At 59.7% G+C, this 21,208-nt stretch carries 18 protein-coding genes; 6 read left to right on the plus strand and 12 right to left on the minus strand.

The genetic code is table 11. The features are described 5' to 3' along the window. On the plus strand, positions 1 to 698 hold a 698-nt coding region (locus tag KGB25_RS20900), incomplete at its 5' end, for a 4'-phosphopantetheinyl transferase (protein WP_223436515.1). Between the two features lie 127 nt (positions 699 to 825). On the opposite strand, the gene KGB25_RS20905 is transcribed toward KGB25_RS20900, so the two are convergent. Together KGB25_RS20905 and KGB25_RS20910 are read right to left on the minus strand one after the other, a co-directional pair. Next, entirely contained in the window at positions 826 to 2,436 is a 1,611-nt protein-coding gene (locus tag KGB25_RS20905; protein WP_008041763.1) for an ATP-binding protein, read from the minus strand. Beyond that, positions 2,433 to 3,155: a response regulator gene (locus KGB25_RS20910; RefSeq protein WP_008041764.1), complete on the minus strand. Its 723-nt coding sequence runs from the start codon at positions 3,153 to 3,155 to the stop codon at positions 2,433 to 2,435. The genes KGB25_RS20905 and KGB25_RS20910 overlap by 4 nt, the downstream gene beginning before the upstream one ends. 737 nt (positions 3,156 to 3,892) lie before the next feature. Between KGB25_RS20910 and KGB25_RS20915 the strand changes: the two genes are divergently transcribed. Continuing rightward, a complete protein-coding gene (locus KGB25_RS20915; protein WP_008029373.1) occupies positions 3,893 to 6,787 on the plus strand; it encodes a ribonucleoside-diphosphate reductase subunit alpha in 2,895 nt (964 codons plus the stop codon). A gap of 267 nt (positions 6,788 to 7,054) precedes the next feature. Here KGB25_RS20915 and flgE read toward each other — a convergent pair whose 3' ends face one another. From flgE to KGB25_RS20945, 6 genes are all read right to left on the minus strand, one after another. Then, positions 7,055 to 8,374 carry a flagellar hook protein FlgE gene (gene flgE / locus KGB25_RS20920; protein ID WP_008041765.1) on the minus strand — a complete coding sequence of 440 codons (1,320 nt, stop codon included), beginning with the start codon at positions 8,372 to 8,374 and terminating at the stop codon, positions 7,055 to 7,057. Between the two features lie 31 nt (positions 8,375 to 8,405). Then, complete coding sequence (gene flgD / locus KGB25_RS20925; protein WP_223436517.1) at positions 8,406 to 9,128, minus strand: flagellar hook assembly protein FlgD; 723 nt, start codon at positions 9,126 to 9,128, stop codon at positions 8,406 to 8,408. Positions 9,129 to 9,143: 15 nt separating this feature from the next. Next, positions 9,144 to 9,587: a flagellar basal body rod protein FlgC gene (gene flgC / locus KGB25_RS20930; RefSeq protein WP_007937507.1), complete on the minus strand. Its 444-nt coding sequence runs from the start codon at positions 9,585 to 9,587 to the stop codon at positions 9,144 to 9,146. A 3-nt stretch (positions 9,588 to 9,590) separates the two neighbouring features. Further along, positions 9,591 to 9,998, minus strand: a complete 408-nt coding sequence (gene flgB, locus KGB25_RS20935; RefSeq protein WP_008041767.1) for a flagellar basal body rod protein FlgB — start codon at positions 9,996 to 9,998, stop codon at positions 9,591 to 9,593. Between the two features lie 1,305 nt (positions 9,999 to 11,303). Then, a complete protein-coding gene (gene cheR / locus KGB25_RS20940; RefSeq protein WP_192227950.1) occupies positions 11,304 to 12,131 on the minus strand; it encodes a protein-glutamate O-methyltransferase CheR in 828 nt (275 codons plus the stop codon). A gap of 46 nt (positions 12,132 to 12,177) precedes the next feature. Further along, positions 12,178 to 13,110, minus strand: a complete 933-nt coding sequence (locus KGB25_RS20945; RefSeq protein WP_192227951.1) for a chemotaxis protein CheV — start codon at positions 13,108 to 13,110, stop codon at positions 12,178 to 12,180. Positions 13,111 to 13,191: 81 nt separating this feature from the next. On the opposite strand from KGB25_RS20945, the gene flgA reads away from it, so the two are divergent. The 4 genes from flgA to KGB25_RS20965 all read left to right on the plus strand — a co-directional run bounded on the left by flgA (position 13,192) and on the right by KGB25_RS20965 (position 15,802). Beyond that, complete coding sequence (gene flgA / locus KGB25_RS20950; protein ID WP_207285399.1) at positions 13,192 to 13,953, plus strand: flagellar basal body P-ring formation chaperone FlgA; 762 nt, start codon at positions 13,192 to 13,194, stop codon at positions 13,951 to 13,953. Positions 13,954 to 14,120: 167 nt separating this feature from the next. Next, positions 14,121 to 14,447 carry a flagellar biosynthesis anti-sigma factor FlgM gene (gene flgM / locus KGB25_RS20955; RefSeq protein WP_223436519.1) on the plus strand — a complete coding sequence of 109 codons (327 nt, stop codon included), beginning with the start codon at positions 14,121 to 14,123 and terminating at the stop codon, positions 14,445 to 14,447. A 48-nt stretch (positions 14,448 to 14,495) separates the two neighbouring features. Next, positions 14,496 to 14,963: a flagella synthesis protein FlgN gene (locus KGB25_RS20960; RefSeq protein WP_008038443.1), complete on the plus strand. Its 468-nt coding sequence runs from the start codon at positions 14,496 to 14,498 to the stop codon at positions 14,961 to 14,963. A gap of 92 nt (positions 14,964 to 15,055) precedes the next feature. Next, complete coding sequence (locus KGB25_RS20965; protein WP_207285400.1) at positions 15,056 to 15,802, plus strand: flagellar brake protein; 747 nt, start codon at positions 15,056 to 15,058, stop codon at positions 15,800 to 15,802. A gap of 62 nt (positions 15,803 to 15,864) precedes the next feature. Here KGB25_RS20965 and KGB25_RS20970 read toward each other — a convergent pair whose 3' ends face one another. The 4 genes from KGB25_RS20970 to KGB25_RS20985 form a co-directional block, all read right to left on the minus strand. Then, positions 15,865 to 17,235, minus strand: a complete 1,371-nt coding sequence (locus tag KGB25_RS20970) for an MFS transporter (RefSeq protein ID WP_223436521.1) — start codon at positions 17,233 to 17,235, stop codon at positions 15,865 to 15,867. 69 nt (positions 17,236 to 17,304) lie between these two features. Next, a complete protein-coding gene (locus KGB25_RS20975; RefSeq protein ID WP_223436539.1) occupies positions 17,305 to 18,546 on the minus strand; it encodes a glutamine synthetase family protein in 1,242 nt (413 codons plus the stop codon). A 339-nt stretch (positions 18,547 to 18,885) separates the two neighbouring features. Beyond that, entirely contained in the window at positions 18,886 to 19,578 is a 693-nt protein-coding gene (locus KGB25_RS20980) for a sensor histidine kinase (protein WP_008038447.1), read from the minus strand. Beyond that, on the minus strand, positions 19,575 to 21,179 hold the full coding sequence (locus KGB25_RS20985; protein WP_207285402.1) for a tetratricopeptide repeat-containing response regulator: 1,605 nt from the start codon (positions 21,177 to 21,179) through the stop codon (positions 19,575 to 19,577). Before KGB25_RS20985 ends, KGB25_RS20980 begins: the two co-directional genes overlap by 4 nt. Between the last annotated feature and the right edge of the window lie 29 nt (positions 21,180 to 21,208).

Consider the following 21,208-nt stretch of genomic DNA (forward strand, 5'->3'; position numbering starts at 1 on the left):
GCTGCACCCCACTCGATGCCCATTGGCCGCTGCCGTTCGTATTGCCCGATACGGTGCTGCTGAGCACGCACTTCAACACCTCGCAACTGGCCGCCGATGACTTTCAGCGCAGCGCCATCGAGCCGCCCGCGACCATCCGGCGTTCGGTGGCCAAACGTCAGGCCGAGTTTCTCGCCGGCCGGGTTTGCGCTCGCGCCGCGTTGCAGCGCTTGGAAGGGCTGAATTTTACCCCGGCCATTGGCGAAGACCGGGCACCGGTCTGGCCCGCGCACATCTGCGGCTCGATCACCCACAGCACCGGCCGCGCTGCGGCGATTGTCGCGCAGAAAACCCACTGGCGCGGCCTGGGGATGGACCTGGAAAACCTGCTCAACCCTGAACGGGCCGAGCGCCTGGCCGGGGAAATTCTCACCCCGCCGGAGTTACAACGCATGGCGGCAGGCCATCGCGATCAACTGGCGCTGCTGGTGACGCTGACGTTTTCGGTGAAGGAGAGTCTGTTCAAGGCGCTGTATCCGATTGTTCAGCAGCGCTTCTACTTCGAGCATGCCGAGGTGCTGGAGTGGTCCGAAGCGGGTGAGGTGCGGTTGCGATTGCTGACGGATCTTTCCAGTGAATGGCGCCATGGCACCGAGCTGGATGCGCAGTTCGGGGTGAAGGATGGGCAGTTGTTGAGTTTGGTGAGTATCAAGGCCTGAAGATTTACGGCGTCGGTTCGGGCCTCATCGCGAGCAGGCTCGCTCCCACACTGGATCTATGCCACACCGAAAATCCCCTGTGGGAGCGAGCCTGCTCGCGATGGCGGCAGACCATTCACCGCCAATCTCAACGCTTCTCCTGATTGCGCGGCCAACTCAAACTGAAACACGCCCCACCCAGGCTCTTGCTCTTGCTGATCAACGCTCGCCCGTCATGCCAATGGATGATCCGCCGCACGATCGACAGCCCCAACCCATGCCCGCCCGAAGCACGGGTTCGGCTGTCATCGAGACGCAGGAACGGTGTAAAGATTTTCTCCCACGCGGATTCCGGCACACCCGGCCCGTCGTCCTCGATGTCCACCCGACAACGCTGCTGCCCGACCTGATAGCTGACGGTCACCCGCGATGAGGCATGGCGCATGGCGTTGCTCACCAGGTTCTGGATCGCCCGGTGCAGGTAACGGGGTTCGGCCTCGACCCAGGCATCATCGCAATCGGCGGCCGAGAGGCACAGACCGCGCTGCACCGTGACGTCGGCGCGCAAGGGCGCCAATTCTTCGATCACTTGATTGACCAGCGCATCCAGGTCGATCCGCTGGAAATTCAGCGCGGGCGAACCCTGTTCCAGCCGCGCGTAAGTGAGCATCTCGTCCACCAGCCGATCAAGGTCTTCAATGTCGTGATCCATGCCCTCGCGGTACTTCTCCAGCGCCTGCGGCGTGGTGGCCGAGCCGATCATCTCCAGGCCGAAACGCAGCCGCGCCACCGGCGTGCGCAATTCGTGGGACACCGCGCGTACCAGTTCACGCTGGATCGCCAGCAACTGCTGCAAGTGCTCGGCCATGCCGTTGAACGCCGAGGCCAGGCGTCCCACCGAGTCGGCGCCGCGCGCCGGCACGCGGGTTTCCAGGCTGCCTTTGGCGATGCGCGTGGCGGCCGCTTCGAGCCCGCGCAAACGACGCTCCAGTTGCCGCACCAAGAGATAGACGATCAACCCGATCAGGCTCAAGCCCAGCGCCGCGATCAGCACCAGCCACTCCGGCGGGTAAGGATTCATCTGATACAGCGGACCGATTTCCAGCACCCACGGCGTGCCGACCATGCCGGCAAACACCCGGATCGAATCGCCGCCCTTGCCCAGCGCCATTACCGTATCGCCTTCGGCCACCCGACGGCTCTGGTCTTCGTCCATGTCCGCTTCGCCGACCGTGACCAGCCGCAAGTCGAAACCAAACCCCTTGTCTTCTTTCAACTGCGCCAGACGCTTGGGCTGCTCGGCCACCGGCACGCGCACCAGCTCATCGGCGAGCAGGTAAATAGTTGCGCGGGCCAGTTGCTCGCTGATCTGCTGCACTTCCCCCGTGAGCACCAACTGCTCCTTGTCGCTGATCAGTCGATAGACCTTCGCTGCATGCGGACCGGTCTGCTCCACCAGTGCCTGACCGCGCAGCACGCGGGTGCGCTGAGTCAGGTCGAGGTCGGTCTGGGCGAAGGTCTTCAGCGCCAACGGAATCCCGAGCAGGCGTTCCCACACCAGCAAGGCGCGGTGACGCTGGGTTTCGTTCATCGGTTGCAGGTTGTCGGCCATCAGCGAGAACGTGCCATGGGCCAGGCGCTCGCGGTATTGCTCGCTGCGCACCTGGTTGAGCATGTGCAGGGCCAGCACGCCGAGCACCGCCACCAGAATCAGCGCCGCGCACATGCCGCCATAGATGCGCAGGAAGATCGAGTTCACAGCGACGGATCTACGCAGGCTTCCGGCACGAACAGGTAGCCTTTGCTGCGGATGGTCTTGATCAGGCGCGGATGATCCGGGTCATCGCCGATCTTCGGCCGGATGCGCGAGATGCGCACGTCGATGGAGCGGTCCTGGCCGTCATAGCCGATGCCGCGCAGTGCGGTGAAAATCTCTTCACGAGAGAGGATGCGCCCGGCATTGGCCACCAACAGCCACAGCAGGTCGAACTCGGCGCTGGTCAGCTCGATGCCGTTGTCATGCAGCCAGGCTTCACGCAAGGCGTTGTCCACCACCAGCGGGCCGAATTGCAGGCGCCGTTGTTTTTCCGGGACGGGTTCAGGCGCTTCACTGCGCCGCAACAGGGCCTGGATGCGGGCAAGCAGCAGGCGTGGGCGAACCGGTTTGCAGACGTAATCGTCGGCGCCCAGGTCGAGGCCGAGGATCTGATCGGTGTCGTCGGTACGCGCGGTGAGCATCAGGATCGGCCCGTCGTATTTGTCACGGACCTTGCGGCAAATGCTCAGGCCGTCTTCGCCCGGCAGCATCAGGTCGAGGATCACCAGGTCCGGTTTCTCCTTGATGATGCGTGCGGCCGCCAGGGCGCCGTTGCCTTCGATCGACACACGCAGGCCATTGGCCTCCAGGTATTCGCGGGTCAGTTCGGCCAGACGCTGGTCGTCTTCCACTATCAATACCTGCCAGGCTTCTTGCTCCACGGTGACCTCTGCTTGCCAACAACACTAATAAGGAAGGATCCGCCCGTCTTTTTGTAATGATTGGGGAGGATAAGAATGCGTAACCATCGGCCGATTGTATAAACGTCGCCCGCCGAGAACACAAGCCGGCAAATGCGTTCGGACAACCCGGTTTTTTGTGATAGGGTTCGCGCCCTTAAAAATCCGAATGACTGTTTTCAATCGCTGAAAATCAGCGAAAAACAGTCCGCTCCAGCTAGGTCGCGGCCTACACGCTCGTTCCACCTTTCACACACAATTTACGCACAGGTTTATCCACAGGTAGTACGTTGCAACACCCTCCGAAACGCATTATCTTGTACCCCGGCGCGAAAAAAACCCTACATGTAGGGTTTTACGCCAAAAACCAAACACAAACCGGACACCGATTTCAAGCGCTTTTATTGCCTCTTTCCGGTTGAACCAAACGTATTTTCGAAAGACCAAACCGCGCGTGCGGATGGCTACTGTTTTTGAGCCGGAAACGGCGTTAACGGTACGGGTGTTGCAGTCGATTACTGTCACCCAAAAGGATCCTGGTGTCAGGCTCAAGGCCTGGGACCAAAGACTTCGGCATGGAAGCGGCGCCCCAACAGCCCCCTTCCTGATCTGTCCCGAAGTTGGTATGCCCGGCCCAGCCGGTTGTAGTGCTTCAGGACGGAACGGTGGGCACCGTGATGGTGCCCAAACAAACATAGAGAATGTGGAGACAACCCCCCATGCAAACCGACACAACTCGCGAGAACCCGCAGGGCACTTTGCCGCAGGCCGCTGATTCGACTTCGGATCTGTCCGCCACCGCGCCTGGCCAACTGCGCGTGATCAAGCGTAACGGCACTGTCGTTCCTTACACCGATGACAAGATCACCGTCGCGATCACCAAAGCGTTTCTCGCAGTTGAAGGCGGCACCGCTGCCGCTTCGTCGCGAATCCATGACACCGTGGCCCGCCTGACCGAACAGGTCACCGCGACCTTCAAGCGTCGCATGCCGTCGGGCGGCACCATCCACATCGAAGAAATCCAGGACCAGGTCGAACTGGCCCTGATGCGTGCCGGTGAGCAGAAAGTGGCTCGCGACTACGTGATCTACCGCGACGGTCGTTCGAAACAACGCGCTGCCCACGCTCCGGCAGAAGAAGCGGTCAACGCTCACCCGTCGATCCGCATCACCCGCGCCGACGGCACTTTTGCACCGCTGGACATGGGTCGCCTGAACACCATCGTCACCGAAGCGTGCGAAGGCCTGGAAGAAGTCGACGGCGACCTGATCCAGCGCGAAACCCTGAAAAACCTGTACGACGGCGTGGCCCTGACCGACGTCAACACCGCTCTGGTGATGACCGCTCGTACCCTGGTCGAGCGTGAGCCGAACTACTCGTTCGTGACCGCCCGCCTGCTGATGGACACCCTGCGTGCCGAAGGCCTGAGCTTCCTGAACGTTGCCGAAAGCGCGACCCACCACGAAATGGTCGACCTGTACGCCAAGGCATTGCCTGCGTACATCGCCAAGGGTATCGAATTCGAATTGCTGAACCCGGTCCTGGCCACCTTCGACCTGGAAAAACTCGGCAAGGCGATCAACCACGAGCGCGATCAGCAGTTCACTTACCTGGGCCTGCAAACCCTGTACGACCGTTACTTCATCCACAAGGACGGTATCCGCTTCGAACTGCCGCAAATCTTCTTCATGCGCGTGGCCATGGGCCTGGCGATCGAAGAGAAGCAGAAAGAAGACCGTGCGATCGAGTTCTACAACCTGTTGTCGTCCTTCGACTACATGTCGTCGACTCCGACCCTGTTCAACGCCGGTACCCTGCGTCCACAGCTGTCCAGCTGCTACCTGACCACCGTGCCGGATGACCTGTCGGGCATCTACCACGCGATCCACGACAACGCCATGTTGTCGAAATTCGCCGGCGGCCTGGGCAACGACTGGACCCCGGTTCGTGCACTCGGTTCGTACATCAAGGGCACCAACGGCAAATCCCAGGGCGTGGTTCCATTCCTGAAAGTCGTCAACGACACCGCCGTTGCCGTTAACCAGGGTGGCAAGCGCAAAGGCGCTGTATGTGCCTACCTGGAAACCTGGCACATGGACATCGAGGAGTTCATCGAACTCCGCAAGAACACCGGTGATGATCGTCGTCGTACCCACGACATGAACACCGCCAACTGGATCCCTGACCTGTTCATGAAGCGCGTCTTCGATGACGGCAAGTGGACCCTGTTCTCGCCGTCCGAAGTACCGGACCTGCACGACCTGACCGGCAAGGCTTTCGAAGAGCGTTACGAGTACTACGAAGCCCTGACCGAGTACCCGGGCAAGGTCAAGCTGTTCAAGACCATCCAGGCCAAAGACCTGTGGCGCAAAATGCTGTCCATGCTGTTTGAAACCGGCCACCCATGGCTGACCTTCAAAGACCCGTGCAACCTGCGCAGCCCGCAGCAGCACGTTGGCGTGGTCCACAGCTCGAACCTGTGCACCGAGATCACCTTGAACACCAACAAGGACGAGATCGCCGTTTGCAACCTGGGCTCGATCAACCTGCCGAACCACATCGTCAACGGCAAGCTGGACACCGCCAAGCTGGAACGCACCGTGAACACCGCTGTTCGCATGCTCGATAACGTTATCGACATCAACTACTACTCGGTGCCGCAAGCGAAGAACTCCAACTTCAAGCACCGTCCGGTCGGCCTGGGCATCATGGGCTTCCAGGACGCTTTGTACCTGCAGCACATTCCTTACGGTTCCGACGCTGCCGTCGAGTTCGCCGACAAGTCGATGGAAGCGGTCAGCTACTACGCGATCCAGGCTTCCTGCGACCTGGCCGACGAGCGCGGCGCATACGAGACGTTCCAGGGTTCGCTGTGGTCCAAAGGCATCCTGCCGCTGGATTCGCAACAGATCCTGATCGAGCAGCGCGGCCAGAAGTACATCGACGTTGACCTGAACGAATCCCTGGACTGGGCACCGGTTCGCGCCCGTGTACAGAAAGGCATTCGTAACTCCAATATCATGGCCATCGCACCGACCGCGACCATCGCCAACATCACTGGCGTCTCGCAGTCGATCGAACCGACCTACCAGAACCTCTACGTGAAATCGAACCTGTCGGGCGAATTCACCGTGATCAACCCGTACCTGGTTCGCGACCTGAAGGCTCGCGGTCTGTGGGACTCGGTCATGATCAACGACCTGAAGTACTACGACGGTTCGGTGCAGCAGATCGAGCGCATCCCGCAAGAACTCAAAGAGCTCTACGCGACTGCCTTCGAAGTGGACACCAAGTGGATCGTCGACGCGGCAAGCCGTCGTCAGAAGTGGATCGACCAGGCTCAGTCGCTGAACCTGTACATCGCCGGCGCCTCGGGCAAGAAGCTGGACGTGACCTACCGCATGGCCTGGTACCGTGGTCTGAAAACCACTTACTACCTCCGTGCCCTGGCCGCGACCAGCACCGAGAAGTCGACCATCAACACCGGCAAGCTGAACGCTGTTTCCAGCGGCGGCAACCACGGTGAAGATTCGGTCCTGGCAGCTCCTGCCGGTCCTGCTCCAGTGCCGAAGGCTTGCGCCATCGACGAGCCGGATTGCGAAGCTTGCCAATAAGCTGAGCCGGTAGGCGCTGAAAGGCGCTTACCCGACAACCCCCGATCGGTCCTCTGGATTGGTCGGGGGTTTTCTTTTGCCCATGGAAATGTGGTGACTGGTATGACGCCTTCGCGGGCAAGCCTCGCTCCTACAAGTTCGATGTTGTTCGCAATTAAACCTGTAGGAGCGAGGCTTGCCCGCGAAGAGGCCCTCCCTGACAACACAAAATCCCAGCCATAAAAAAACCCCTCTTACGAGGGGCTTTTTATGCAGCGCTATCCAGCATCAGGTCATCTGAATGATGGTCTGCATGATGGTGCTTTGAGTCGAGATGGTCTTGGCGTTCGCCTGGTAGTTGCTCTGCGCCTTGATCAGGTCGACCAGTTCGCTGGTCAGGTTGACGTTGGACTCTTCCAGGGAGTTGGAGTGGATCTCGCCCAAGGTGCCGGTGTTCGGCGCATCGTAGCCCGGGATACCCGACGCGTAGGTTTCTTTCCAGCTGGTGCCGCCTACTGGCTGCAGACCTTGCTCGTTGGTGAAGCTGGCGAGCGAGATCTGGCCGATGGCCTTGGTCTGGCTGTTGCTGAAGTTGGCCAGCATGATACCGCTACCATCGATGGTCAGGTTGGTGATCTGGCCGGTGGCGTAGCCGTTCTGCGTAGGAATCGAACGTGCGGTGTCAGCATTGTATTGCGAGGTTTTGGCCATGGAGACCGTAACGACGCCGGAAGTAGCGCCGTTCGCTGTCCACACGCCATTTTTCACGTCACCGGGAATCCAGCCGGTGACCCTCAGGTCAGGGCTGACGATCGGCGTCGGAACGGCCGGAGTGGTAACCGAAACCAGATTGCCCGAGGTATCGAACACCATGGTCGAAGCGACCGGCAGGTTCAACGGAACCGCGGTAGGACTAGGGTCGGTGCCATTCGGGTTGCGACCATCAATCAGGGTGTAGGTTTTCCAGGTGTTCGCCCCGGTCTTGACCATGTATTGGTCCATGACGTGCTTGTTACCCTGAGTGTCATAAATCGGGGTACTGAACTGTTTGGTGAAGGTGGCTTCTTTGGTCGAATCAAACGGGGTGGCAACCTGATCGATAACCGGTGCGGTGGAGTTCAGGTTGATCGTCGACGACACCGTGGAGGTGTTTTTTGGCGCCAGGTTCGAAGTATCGATACGCAGGTCGGTCAACACGCCGTTGATGATCTTGCCGTTGGCGTCCACGCCGTAACCTTGCAGACGCGAAGTGCCGTCGGTGTTGGTGACGTAACCGTCCTTGTCGACCTTGAACGTACCGGCACGGGTATAGGACAGCGAGCCGTTGTCGTTCAGCACGAAGAAGCCGGAACCGTTGATGCCCATGTCCAGCACGTTGCCGGTGTTGTTGACGTCGCCCTGGGTGAACTGTTGGGAAACGTTGGCCAGGCGCACGCCGTTACCAATGGTTTTGCTGCCGGAACCCAGCTTGGTGGCCGAGTAAACGTCCGAGAATTCCGCACGGGACGATTTGAAACCGGTGGTCGCGACGTTGGCGATGTTGTTGCCGGTCACGTCCAGTTGTTTGTTGGCTGCATAGAGACCGCTAAGGCCGATATTGAAAGACATATTCCACTCCTTTGTGCCGTGTTAGTCGGCTCTACATACCAATTGTTTGTACTTTGGACAGGGCGATGCTGCCCCCACCGGCGAGATTGAGCATCAACTCACCGCCGGTCTGGCTGATGGTCACGCTGCTGACAGTCGCCGGCAGGTACGTCACCAGCGAAGTCGCCTTGCCGTCGTAAGTTGCGGTGGCGCCGAAGGTGTACGTACCCGCCTTGGCCACTTCGCCTGCATCGTTCTTGCCGTCCCAGATGAAACTGGCGCTGCCGGCTTTTTGGCTGCCCAGGTCGATGGTGCGGATGACCTTGCCATCGGCGTCGGTAATCTTCACTTTCACCGGGTCCACCGAGGCCGGAACCGCGATGGTCCCGTTGAAGCTCTTGGAGGTATCGACCACGGCCTTCTCGCTCGGCGCGATGACCGAACGCCCGACCAGCGACGAAGCCTGCAGGGCCTGGGACGAGTTGTAATTGCTGGCCAGGCCACTCACGGTGGTGTTGAGCGTGGTGATGCCTTCCAGGCTGCTGAACTGCGCCAACTGGGCAACGAACTCGCCGTTGTCCTGCGGCTCCAGCGGGTTCTGGTTCTTCAGCTGTGTCACCAGCAACTGCAGGAACGCGTCCTTGCCCAGGGCCTTTTTGCCGGTGGCGCTGTTGGTGGCGGACGCCAGGCCGTCGGCACTGGTGTTGGTCTTGATCGAAGAGTTGGCCAGGATGTCTTTGAGGCTAATGCCGCTGGTGGTATCGGTAACACTCATCTGAGTCGCCCCTTATCACTGACCGAGGGTCAGGACCTTCTGCATCATGGTTTTGGCGGTGTTCATCATTTCGGCGTTGGTCTGGAACGAACGGCTCGCGGAAATCATGTCGGCCATTTCTTCAACCACGTTGACGTTCGGGTAGTAGACGTAGCCCTTGGCGTCGGCCGCCGGGTGGTTCGGCTCATAGCGCGCTTCCAGATTGCTCTGGTCTTCGACCACGCCCAGCACTTGCACGCCCTGACCGGCCGCGTCCTGGTTCTGGAACAACGAATCGCTGCCGCCGCTCTGCCCGCCCTGGAACATGGTGGCGAACACCGGATGACGTGCGCGATAGGTCTGGTCGATGCTCGACGAGACGGTCTCGGCGTTGGCGATGTTCGAGGCCACGGTGTTCAAGCGCGTGGTTTGCGCGCTCATGCCGCTACCGGCAATGTTGAAAACACTGGATAGAGACATGTCTTACTCTCCGCGAATGGCTGACATCAGCCCTTTGAATTTGCTGTTGAGCAAGGTGAAGCTGGCCTGGAAGTTGATCGCGTTTTCCGCGTAGTTCGACTGTTCCAGCTGGGCGTCCACGGTGTTCTGGTCAATCGACGGTTGCATCGGCGTGCGATACAGCAGCGACTCGTCGCCATTGCCCATGCCTTCGGCTTCGATATGACGGTTGTTGGTCATGTTCAAGGCGAATGTGCCGCTCTTGGTTTTCTCGTTCTGCTCGGCGAGCACTTTCGAGAAGTCCAGATCCCGAGCCTTGTAGTTCGGGGTGTCGGCGTTGGCGATGTTGTTGGCCAGGACTTCGGCACGCTGGGCGCGGAAGCCCAGGGCTTGTTCGTGGATACCGAGCGCTTTATCGAAGCTGATGCTCATGTCGGGAAACCTTCGGGTGACCTGATTTTTCGTACGATGGATATAGCAAGCGGCGTGCCAATTCAAAAAAGCCCGTAAACCGGGGCTTTGCGGGCTTGGGCAAGGCGGCAATGCCAGAAAAGCGGCAACGGGTTTCCGCCGTCTGCCGCTTTTCTGCCGCTTTCGGTTTTGGGCTCTTGGGTTGTGGGTTTGTGTACATATCCGTTTTGGGGGTAACGGCGGCTATTGGTTTCGCCCTTACGGCGAGTCACTTTCGAAAAGCGCGAAAGTAACCAAAGCGCTTTTGCCCCTTTCGTTCGGTGCCTCGCCTAGGCTCGGCATGCCCTCGCTCCGGTCCTGCTCCGTGGGCCCGCCGCCATCGGCCATCCATGGCCGGGGGCGGCTAACCCGGCATCCATGCCGGGTTGCCCACTGCGCAGAACCTCCACTCGGCCTCTCGAGGGGGCGACTACCGCCACAGCCGCCGAGGCGGCCTGAAAGCCGACCTGGCTCTCAGTCGTGCGCGCTCTCCTTCTCTACTGCGCTCACTCGTTCCGGACTTGAACACCGACCCCCTGTAGGAGCCGGCTTGCTGGCGATGGCGTCCTTTCAGGCGATACATGTGTCGCCGACCCACCGCTATCGTCGGAACGCCGCCCGCAGCAAGCCGGCTCCTACAATGGATTGGGTTCACACGATTCAAAACTGTAGGAGCTGGCTTGCCAGCGATGGAGGTTAACGATAACGCGGGCTGTCTGAATGAACGCGCTGCCCCGACGATTTTCGCCGGCAAGCCGGCTCCTACAGGGGATTGGGTTCACACGATTCAAAATTGTAGGAGCTGGCTTGCCAGCGATGGAGGTCAACGATAACGCGGGCTGTCTGAATGAACGCGGTGTCTAGACGACTTTCGCCGGCAAGCCGGCTCCTACAGGGGGCACGTACGCTTTTGATTCCCACCACTCATCAGGCCGAGCGTTAGCTCGCCTTTCGCTTTTGATCTGAGCGCCCCCTCGAGAGGCCGAGCGCAGGTTCTGCGCAGTGGGCAACCCGGCATGGATGCCGGGTTAGCCGCCCCCGGCCATGGATGGCCGATGGCGGCGGGCCCACGGAGCAGGACCGGAGCGAGGGCATGGCGAGCATTAGCGAGCCACCGAACGAAAGGGGCAAGAGCCCTTGGTTACTTGGGGCTCTTCCAAGTGACTCGCCGTAAGGGCGAAACCGCCAGCCGCCATAACCCCAGAAACGGATATACACACCAACACAGCAGACAAAAAAAAACGGGAGCCCCCAAGGACTCCCGTTTTTCAAACCACCACCAACCCATCACTTAGCCTGGTAAATGATCCCCGGGCTGCACTGGACCATCTGGTAATGATCCGGCAAACCGTTCAGCGCTTCGGACGCGCCAAGGAACAGATAACCGCCAGGCTTCAACGTGCTGTGGATGCGCAACAGGATGTCTTTCTTCACCTCGGCGGAGAAGTAGATCAGCACATTGCGGCAGAACACGATGTCGAACTTGCCGAGGCTCGCGTAGCTGTCCAGCAGGTTGAACGAGCGAAACTCCACCCGACTCTTGATCGGCGCCTTGATGGCCCAGCGCCCCGGCCCTTTCGGGTCGAAATAACGTTGAAGACGCTCGGGCGACAACCCGCGGCCGATGGCCAGGCTGTCGTACTCGCCAGTCTTGCAGTTGGTCAGCATGGTGCCGGACAGGTCAGTGGCAACGATCTGCACACCCATCTTCAACTGGCCCATATTGACCCGCTCGAACTCGTCGATGGACATCGACAGCGAATACGGTTCCTGACCCGACGAGCAGGCCGCCGACCAGATTCGCAAGCGTTGCCCCGGAGCCGCCTTGATCGCTTCGGGCAGTACCTTGTTCTTCAAGACTTCAAACGGATAGGTGTCACGAAACCACAGGGTTTCGTTGGTCGTCATGGCATCGACCACCAACTCACGCAAACCGCTGCGCGGCTGGGTCTGGATGCGCTGAACCAGCTCACCCAGGGACTTGATGCCTTGCTGTTCCATCAGTTTGTTGAGACGGCTCGAGACCAGGTACTGCTTGTTTTCACCGAGCAAAATGCCACAGGCTTTTTCCAGGAAGACCCGGAACTGTTCGAAATCCAAATTACCCGTAGACAAAGATGCCGCCTCTTAAATCGTGTTAATCACCAGGGGCAAAAGGCCCCTAGCTGATGTCTGCTGCTTTGATCCGGTCAACTACCCGGGATGCCAGGTCATCAGGACGGAATTTGGCCAGGAAGTCATCGGCACCGACTTTCTTGACCATCGCCTGATTGAACACACCCGACAACGAAGTATGCAGGATGATATGAAGCTTTTGCATGCGAGGGTCGTTGCGGATCTCGGCCGTCAGGGTGTACCCGTCCATCTCCGGCATCTCGATGTCGGAGATCATCATCAGGAACTCTTCTTCCGGCTTCTTACCCTCATCGGCCAGTTTGCGCAGGTATTCCAGCGCTTGCCGTCCGTCGTTCAACGCCACCACTTCGACACCGACCGTTTGCAGGCAACGCGTGACCTGCTTACGCGCCACCGACGAGTCATCGACCGTCAGCACCCGCAGCGACAGCGCCTTGTGCTGGGTTTCGACATCGACCACGCCGACGGAAATCGCTTCCGGTGTCGGCGCCACTTCCGCCAGGATCTTCTCGACGTCGATGATTTCGACTAACTGATTGTCGACCCGAGTCACAGCCGTCAGGTAATGATCGCGTCCGGTGCCCTTGGGAGGCGGATGAATCTCCTCCCAGTTCATGTTGACGATGCGTTCCACCGAGCGCACCAGGAAACCCTGGGTCTTGGTGTTGTACTCCGTGATGATTACGAACGGATTGCTTTGATCTTTTAGCGCCCCGGAACCGGTCGCCATTGCCAGATCAAGGATCGGAATGGTCGCCCCCCGGATATTTGCCACACCGCACACGACAGGACTGGACTTGGGCATCAGGGTCAGCTTGGGGCATTGCAGCACCTCGCGAACCTTGAACACGTTGATCCCGTACAGCTGCTGGCCGTCGAGACGGAACAACAACAGCTCCAGGCGATTCTGCCCTACCAGTTGCGTGCGCTGGTTTACCGAATCCATTACACCAGCCATGCCCAGACTCCTACACCAACGCTAAGTGTGTTGCGACGCACATTCATCACTAAACGGCACGGCGCTTGCTTTTTAACTTTTATGAACACAGAACCGACATTTTTCCGACGCCTGACATCACCTATCCGCAGATTGCTCTGTGCAGTGTCGGCCGTTTGCCTGTTCAACGCTGGCAGCCCTGCCTTTGCTGACGCAGTTACCTTGCCTGACATGCTTATCGGCGTCACCCAGGGCTTTCTTGAATTCACCGTAGAAGACTATCTGGCTACCAGTCAAACGGAAGGTCGCTACGAAATCCAGGTCAACCAGCTCGACCAGCGACTGCGCATGCCCATGTGCGACAAGGAATTGACAGCCAGCCTCGAGAGTCCGGCCAAGCCGCTGGGCCGGGTCACGGTCAAGGTTCGCTGCGAGGGGGCATCACCCTGGACAGTCTTCGTACCCGCTCAAGTCCGGCTGTTTCGCGACGTTGTGACCGTCACCCGACCCCTGCGTCGCGCAGGGATTGTCGAGCCCGATGACGTGACGCTGCGCGAGCGTGACATCAGCCTGATCGGCCAGGGCTACTTCACATCCGTAGACCAGGCGATCGGCCAGCGACTTACCCGACCAATGGTCACCGACCAGGTGATTACCCTGGTTCATCTCGAACAGGCGGAAGTCATTAGCAAAGGCGATCAGGTGGTGATTACCGCCCGCAGTGGTACGCTCAGCGTGCGAATGCCCGGCGAGGCCCTGTCCAACGGCGGCATGGCCGAGCAGATACGGGTGAAAAACCTCAATTCCAAACGGGTCATCAAGGCGCAGGTTACCGCGCCAGGTCAGGTGGAAGTGTCCATGTAGGATTCTCTGTTCGTGAAGATGTGGCGTTGCCCGAGGCTGTTCCCTAAACTGTGCCGCATGCAGGAGAAGTGCTGGCGCATGCGGGCCCATTTGATAAATGGGTCTAAAGTTTTCACAGGGAGAGCCGAAAACATGGCAAGCGTCCAAATACTCAGAGGTTTTTTACCATGGTCATCGATTTCAGCCGTTTGAACAGCTCCTCGCCACTTACGGGCAGTACACGTACCAGCGTTGCCAAGGAACCTGCCGAAGCCGGCAAATCCGCGCCGCTGAATACCCCGGCCGAACAGGCCACTGCCATCAAAAGCGGGGAATCGGTACACCTCAGCAATGAGGCTCAACAGTTGCAACAGGTCACTGACAAGCTGCGCGATCAGCCTGCCGTCGACAACGCCCGTGTGGCCGAGTTGAAAGCAGCGATTGCCGATGGCAGCTATAAAGTCGACAGCAGCCGTGTAGCCAGCAAACTGCTCAACTTCGAAGCCCAGCGCTAGGCTACGGCCCGCGCCAGGCTTTTGGACGCTTAAAACCCAAGGCCAGCCATGCAAGACACTAATTTACTGCAACTGATCACCGACGACTTTGCTCCAGCGCAACACTTGCTTGAGTTACTGCAAACCGAGTCCCTCGCCTTGCACGGTCGGGACATGCCACTGCTCGAAGAGATTCTGGCGCAGAAACAGGCATTGATCATTCTGCTTGAACAGCATGGCCGCAAGCGCAGCGAAATCCTCGCCAGCCTCAACCTGCCGACCAATCGCAACGGCCTGGAGCAACTCGCCAGCCATTCGAGCATTGGCGAGCAGTTGCTGGCCCAGAGCGATGTGCTGACCGATCTACTGGCTCAATGCCAGGCGGCGAACGCCAATAATGGCCAGTCCATCCTGGTCCAGCAGGCCGCCACGGCCAATCAGCTGAAAATCCTGACCGGCGGTGAACCGCCAGCGCTTTATGACGCCCGCGGATCAACCGCCAAGCTTGCGAAGCCGCGCCCGCTCAGTCAGGCTTGAGCCCGCAAATGACCGCGCCCTATCAAGACTCGCAACATGCTGGCAATATACTGGCCAGCCGTAGTCATATTTTGTCTGGAGATTGATGAACCGTGTCCAATGCCTTAACCGCGGAAGATGCCCCGCAGCCACCCAAGGTGCTTACCACACCGTTGGAAATCTCCGGCAACCTGCGCCAACTGCAAGAAAGCCATGATCCGCTGATCATCACCTTTCATGAGCGCACCCAGCGCTTCCAGAGCTATCTGGTGGACGTGGACCGCGAGCGCGGCACCATCGCGCTCGACGAAATGATCCCGCGTGACGGTGAGCGCTTCATGCTGGCCGGCGAACCGTTCAAGGTCGAAGGCTTTCACGAAGGCGTGCGCATTGCCTGGGAAAGCAACGGTCAACTGACCATCGACGAGTCCGGTGACAGCCGCTGCTATCGTGGCCCGCTGCCGAATGAAGTGGTTTATCACCAGCGCCGCAATGCCTTCCGCGCAGCCTTGAAGCTGGCCCAACTGGTCAACGTCGATCTGGACGGTGAAAAGCTCAAGGCGCCGATCAGCGGCAAGCTGTTGGACATCTCCGCCACCGGCTGCAAGCTGCGCTTTGAAGGCGACATCACCGGCAGCCTGCAATTGGGCCAGGTCTACGACCGCTTCGCCGCCGCCCTGCCCTTTGGCAAAATGACGGCACCGGTCGAACTGCGTTATCTGCACTTCGAAGAAAGAATCTCCACCACCTTCGCCGGCATCCGCTTTCATAACATGAGCGGCCTGGTGCAGCGTCAGGTCGAGCGTTTCGTCTACCAACTTCAGCGCGAAGCACGACGTTTCGACAAAGACGACCTGTAATTCAAGCACCCATAAAAAACGGGCAGTCCCTTGCGGTGACTGCCCGTTTTTTATGCCCCGATTTAAGGCCTGGCCTCGGTGAAGCTTTGCTCGCGGCCCGCGTCAGGGTCCTCCGGAGGTGGAGTGGTGGGTGTCTCGGCCTCCGACTCAGGAGCCGGATCAGGATTGGCCGGGCTCTGCATCTGGTCCTGCACCACTTGCTCATCGACCCGTGGATCAAGGCAAGCCACCAGCGGCGAACTCGACATGCTGTCCGGCATGGCGACGTGATGCAGCGGCGCGTCGTCCACCTGATGCAGGTTGGTCACCGCTTTCGGGCGGATCCGCCACACCAGCACCAACGCAAAGAAACTGAAGAAGGCGTAGAGCATCTGACTGCCGAACATCTTCATCAGTACCCCGGCGACCAACGGTCCGATACTCGCGCCAACACCGTAGGTCACCAGCAACATCGCCGTCAGTGACACCCGCCGATCAGCCTCGACGTGATCATTGGAAAACGCGACCGCCAGCGGGTACAGGCAAAACTTCACCAGCGAGCAGATAAAACCGGTGATGAACAACACCTCCAGCGGCACCTGCTTCATGATCGCCAGCGGCAACGCGGCGAGGGCCAGTACCAGCGCAAAACAGCGGATCAACAGCGCCCGGTCATAACGGTCGGACAACCAGCCCAACGGCCACTGCACCAACAGGCCGGCAAAAATGCAGCTACCCATGAACAGACCGACCTGCTCCGTGGACAACCCTTGCTGCGAGGCATACAGCGGCGCCAGACCGTAGAACGAGCCGATGATCAGCCCCGCCCCCAGCACCGTACTCAACGACTGCGGCACGCGCTTGATAAAGAAGCGCGGCTCCATCGGCGCCGGATGCAGCGGCGCCGGGTGAATCCGCCGTGTCAGGGCCACCGGCACCAGGCACAGGGCAAAGCACAGGGCGACCAGCATCAACAGCTCCAGACCGAGGCCCGGGTGCATGACCAGAATCAGCTGCCCCAGCACCAGGCCAAGATAAGAAGCGATCATGTAACCGCTGAACACCGTGCCGCGCTGCGAGGCTTCGGCCTGCTCATTGAGCCAGCTTTCGATGACCATGTACTGGCACATCATGCCGAGACCGACGATGACCCGCAGGAATATCCACGCCGGCAGCCAGTCCACCAGACCATGGCCCAGCACCGCCGCGCCGACAATCCCGGCGCAGGCCGAATAAGCCCGGATATGCCCGACCCGGGCTATCAACCGGTGACCGATCTTGCCCCCCAGCACCAGGCCGAAATAGTTGGCCGCCATCAACGCACCGACCCACAGGCTGTCGACATGGTCGGCCGCCAGGCGCAAGCCCAGGTAAGTACTCAGCAAGCCGGAGCCGATCAACATCATCAGCGAGGCGAAATACAGCGCTCGAAAGGGTTTCCAGATTTGGCGCATCGGCGTTCCGAGCGGCTCCTTGCGGTAAGAAACGGGCTATCCGAAAGATAGCCCGAAGACGAAGGTTCGTCAGGCCTGGGCGGCTAAAACACGGCGCTCCCAGGGCGTAATTTCATCAAAGAAGCTGGTCAACTCCATGGTCTTCGAAGCGACGTAGCCTTCGATGAACTCCTTGCCGAACAGTTCCTTCGCCAATTGGCTACGTTTCAGACGCTCGAGCGCGGCATGCAAGGTACACGGCAACGAAAGATTATCCGGCACCTCGAATTCGCCCTGGATCGCTTCACTCGGCTCCAACCTGTTTTCAATGCCATACAACCCTGCCGCCAGGCTCGCTGCAATCGCCAGATACGGGTTGGCATCAGCCCCCGGCAGGCGATTTTCCACCCGACGCGCCACCGGCGAGCTGGCCGGGATGCGCAAACCGGCCGCCCGATTGTCGTGGGACCAGCAGGCATTATTCGGTGATGCGAACGGATGGCACAAGCGCTGATAGGAGTTAACGTTCGGTGCAAATAATGCCGTGAAATCCGCCATGCCGGCCTGCTGTCCACCGATGAAGTGACGGAAGGTCGCCGTCGGCTCACCGGCCTCGTCGCTGAAGACGTTACGCCCGGTGGCGATCTCGACGATGCTCTGGTGAATATGCATCGAACTGCCCGGCGTGTGCGCCAGTGGCTTGGCCATGCAGACCACCGTCAGCCCATGCTTGAGTGCCACTTCTTTAAGCAAATGCTTGAACAGCAATGTCTGGTCGGCCAGCAACAAGGGATCGCCGTGCAGCAGGTTGATCTCGAACTGACTGACGCCCATCTCGTGCATGAACGTATCGCGCGGCAAACCGAGGGCCGCCATGCACTCATAGACTTCACTGAAAAACGGCCGCAAGCCGTTATTGGAACTGACACTGAACGCCGAATGACCGTCCTCGCGCCGCCCGTCCAGGCCTACCGGCGGCTGGAACGGTTGCGTCGGGTCGGTGTTGGGTGCGAAGACAAAAAACTCAAGCTCAGTGGCCACCACCGGCGCCAGCCCAAGGGCGGCGTAACGCGCGATAACTGCTTTGAGTTGACCGCGAGTCGACAGAGGGGAGCTTTCGCCGGTCAGTTCGTCCGCATCGCAAATGGCCAAGGCACGCGGCTGTTTGCTCCAGGGCAAGCGGTGGATCTGCGCAGGGTCGGGGACCAGCGCCAGGTCGCCGTCATCACTGCCGTAAAAACGCGCTGGCGGATATCCGCCCATGATGCATTGCAGCAGCACACCCCGCGCCATCTGCAAACGCCGCCCCTCAAGAAAGCCTTCGGCCGTCATGACCTTGCCACGGGGCACGCCGTTCAAATCCGGCGTAACACATTCAATCTCATCAATGCCCGTCAATCGCTGCGCGAGTGAGCGCTGGCCACCGGTTGTCATGACGCAATCCTTTGTAGTTGTGCAAGCCGCGAACGGCGACCGTACAAAATAGGCTCCGCGTGTTCGGAATATCAAGCAGCGACAAACAAAAACGTCATGGCGGACGACAACGCCGAAATAACCGTCACCGCAATCCTTGTAGGAGCCGGCTTGCCGGCGATGGCGTTCGTAAGAACGCCGCAGAATTCAAAGCCCTCATCGCTGGCAAGCCAGCTCCTACAGGGGGATGCGGTGTTTTCAGGGGAGATAGAGGCTGAACACTCCACCGCCCAACGGGCCGCCGTTGCTGATTTCTGTGCGCCCACCGATCCCGTTGCGCTGATGCAACGCGGCAATCCGTCCGGCGAAATACAGGCCCAGGCCGGTGCTGCCGCTGCTGTGGTTGATGCCCTGCACGTAATCGGCCTGACGCTCGATCATCTCGGCCGGATAACCCTCGCCATCGTCGTTGATGGTCAACACCAATTGCCCAGCCTCGTCGCTCACCGTGATCAACAATGCGTGACGGGCGTAACGGATGGCGTTGTTGATGCTGTTGGCCAGCACCGACGCAATCAGCTCACGGTCGAAAAAACCCAACGGGCTCAGCGGGTCCACTTCATAGGTCGCCATGATGCCGCGACTGGCGAACACGTCCTGATGGCAGGCCAGTTGCGCTTCGATGAAGTCATCCAGTTCGTGGTAAGCCGGCTGCAACGGCATCTGGTTGACCCCGAGTTTGTACAGCCCCAACAACTGCACCAGCATGCCGTTGAGGTGGGCGAACTCGAACTCGATCACGCCCTGCTCCGGGGTGTGCCGCTCCGGATCGGGCAAGCGCGCCAGCCATTGGCTGTGGGCCTGCATCAGCATCGCCAGAGAGTTCTTCATGTCGTGCACGGTGGAAGCAATCACCGTGGAGAAATCCAGTGCCGGGTTGTCTTGGTTCATCCGCTGAACGCCTTGATTTTCAGTTTCTGATAACGCGCATATCGCGCATCGGTGTCGGGCATCAGGCCGACCGTTTTCAGGCAGGCGCGACATTCTTCAAGCTCCGCCGATGGCGCGCTGGTGTCGGTGCCATGCAGCAGCGATTGCGCCATGTTCAACGCAATACTGATGTTCTTCGGTTGCAACGCCAGGGCTTTGCGGAACACCGCCCGCGCCTCCACCAGGTTGCCGGTCTTGTACACCCGCACGCCTTGACGGTTGAGTTCCGCCGCATCGTTGCCGGAGTTGAGGATGCTCGGGTCGTCGGTCAGCTTGGCGATACCCTGCATCACCGTCGGATCGTCGCCGTAGATTTCTGCGCAGTTTTTCAGCATCGACTTACCGGCGTCAGCCTGCCCAAGCATTTGAAGTTGCTTGGCCACCAGCAGCGCGGCTTCGGCACTCATGAATTGCTCCATGCCATCGAGGCGCAACATCGCCTGCTCGGTGAGCTTTTCCGCGGTTTCGGCGTCGTTGAGCAACAGGCTGGTGGCCTTCATCAGCCGCGCACGAATCTGCAGGCCCGGGTCGGAAGGGTTTTCCTTGGCCACGGCACTCAGCGTGGTGTTGATTTCCAGCCGGGTCCGGGTGTCCAGGCCCTTTTCGCTGCCCTTGCTGATCAACGCATGGGCGAGGCCGAGGTTGCTTTCGGCGTCCTTGAAACGTGACTGGGCACCTTGGCTGACGGCCTGACGGTAAGCTTTGGACGCGGTATCGAAATCTTCGTTGGTCATCGCCAGCTTACCCAGCAGCGCTTGCCGGCGTACGGCCAGCGGCGACAAACGAATCGCCTCCTCCAACACCTGTTGCGCAGCCTTGGTGTCGCCCTCGGCGACCAGCACATCGGCCATGCCGTCATAGAGCGCCGGCATCATCGGGAACACTTTCAACGCTTTTTCGTAGACGCCCTTGGCCTGGCTGACCTGACCCCGCTTGAACAGCAACTGGCCCAGCCCGGCAAACGCCCACGGCAAAGGCCGGTCGGCAATGATGCTGTCGTAGAGTCGCTCCAGCGCTTCGTTCTGATTCAAGTCGCGCAAGGCATCGGCGCGGTAGCGCAAACACAGCGGCGAGTAGCGGATGTCCTGCTTGCACAAGGCGATGCAGGCATTGAGCACTTCAACCGGTTTACCGCGATCGAGCGCCTGCAGGATCGGCTTGAGCAAGGTCTTGCGCTGCTCCAGACGCTCCAGGCGCTGGGCCAGGCCGGAACGGTTGAAGGGTTTGGTCAGGTAAGCATCGGGCTCGTGTTCCAGGGCGCTGAGCACCATCGCCTGGCTGGTCTCGGCGGTGACCATGACAAACACGGATTCGTGGCTGATCAGCTTCTCGACCATCAGGTCTTCGAGAACCTGCTGACCGTTCTTCTTGCCATCGCCGAGGTGGAAATCCTGCAGGATGAAATCGTAGGACTTCTGCGAACACATGCGCAGCGCCTGCTCGCCGGTGTCGGCGGTGTCCACGTCCTTGACGCCCAGCTCACGCAGCATGGACCTGACGGAACTGCGGAAATCCGAGAAATCATCGACGATCAAAAAACGCTTTTGGTGATACGACAGCATCGAAGATTTCCAGGCAATTTTAAGAAGAA

Source organism: Pseudomonas sp. BF-RE-21 (genome assembly GCF_019947305.1).
GTDB classification, from domain to species: domain Bacteria; phylum Pseudomonadota; class Gammaproteobacteria; order Pseudomonadales; family Pseudomonadaceae; genus Aquipseudomonas; species Aquipseudomonas migulae.

Coding starts and splice junctions, on each gene's coding strand:
- KGB25_RS20975 (WP_223436539.1), bottom strand. CDS start 18,546: ATGACGGCCGAAGGCTTTCTTGAGGGGCGGCGTTTGCAGATGGCGCGG.
- KGB25_RS20945 (WP_192227951.1), bottom strand. CDS start 13,110: ATGGCTGGTGTAATGGATTCGGTAAACCAGCGCACGCAACTGGTAGGG.
- KGB25_RS20970 (WP_223436521.1), bottom strand. CDS start 17,235: ATGCGCCAAATCTGGAAACCCTTTCGAGCGCTGTATTTCGCCTCGCTG.
- flgA (WP_207285399.1), top strand. CDS start 13,192: ATGAACACAGAACCGACATTTTTCCGACGCCTGACATCACCTATCCGC.
- flgM (WP_223436519.1), top strand. CDS start 14,121: ATGGTCATCGATTTCAGCCGTTTGAACAGCTCCTCGCCACTTACGGGC.
- flgD (WP_223436517.1), bottom strand. CDS start 9,128: ATGAGTGTTACCGATACCACCAGCGGCATTAGCCTCAAAGACATCCTG.
- flgC (WP_007937507.1), bottom strand. CDS start 9,587: ATGTCTCTATCCAGTGTTTTCAACATTGCCGGTAGCGGCATGAGCGCG.
- flgB (WP_008041767.1), bottom strand. CDS start 9,998: ATGAGCATCAGCTTCGATAAAGCGCTCGGTATCCACGAACAAGCCCTG.
- KGB25_RS20915 (WP_008029373.1), top strand. CDS start 3,893: ATGCAAACCGACACAACTCGCGAGAACCCGCAGGGCACTTTGCCGCAG.
- KGB25_RS20980 (WP_008038447.1), bottom strand. CDS start 19,578: ATGAACCAAGACAACCCGGCACTGGATTTCTCCACGGTGATTGCTTCC.
- flgE (WP_008041765.1), bottom strand. CDS start 8,374: ATGTCTTTCAATATCGGCCTTAGCGGTCTCTATGCAGCCAACAAACAA.
- KGB25_RS20985 (WP_207285402.1), bottom strand. CDS start 21,179: ATGCTGTCGTATCACCAAAAGCGTTTTTTGATCGTCGATGATTTCTCG.
- KGB25_RS20960 (WP_008038443.1), top strand. CDS start 14,496: ATGCAAGACACTAATTTACTGCAACTGATCACCGACGACTTTGCTCCA.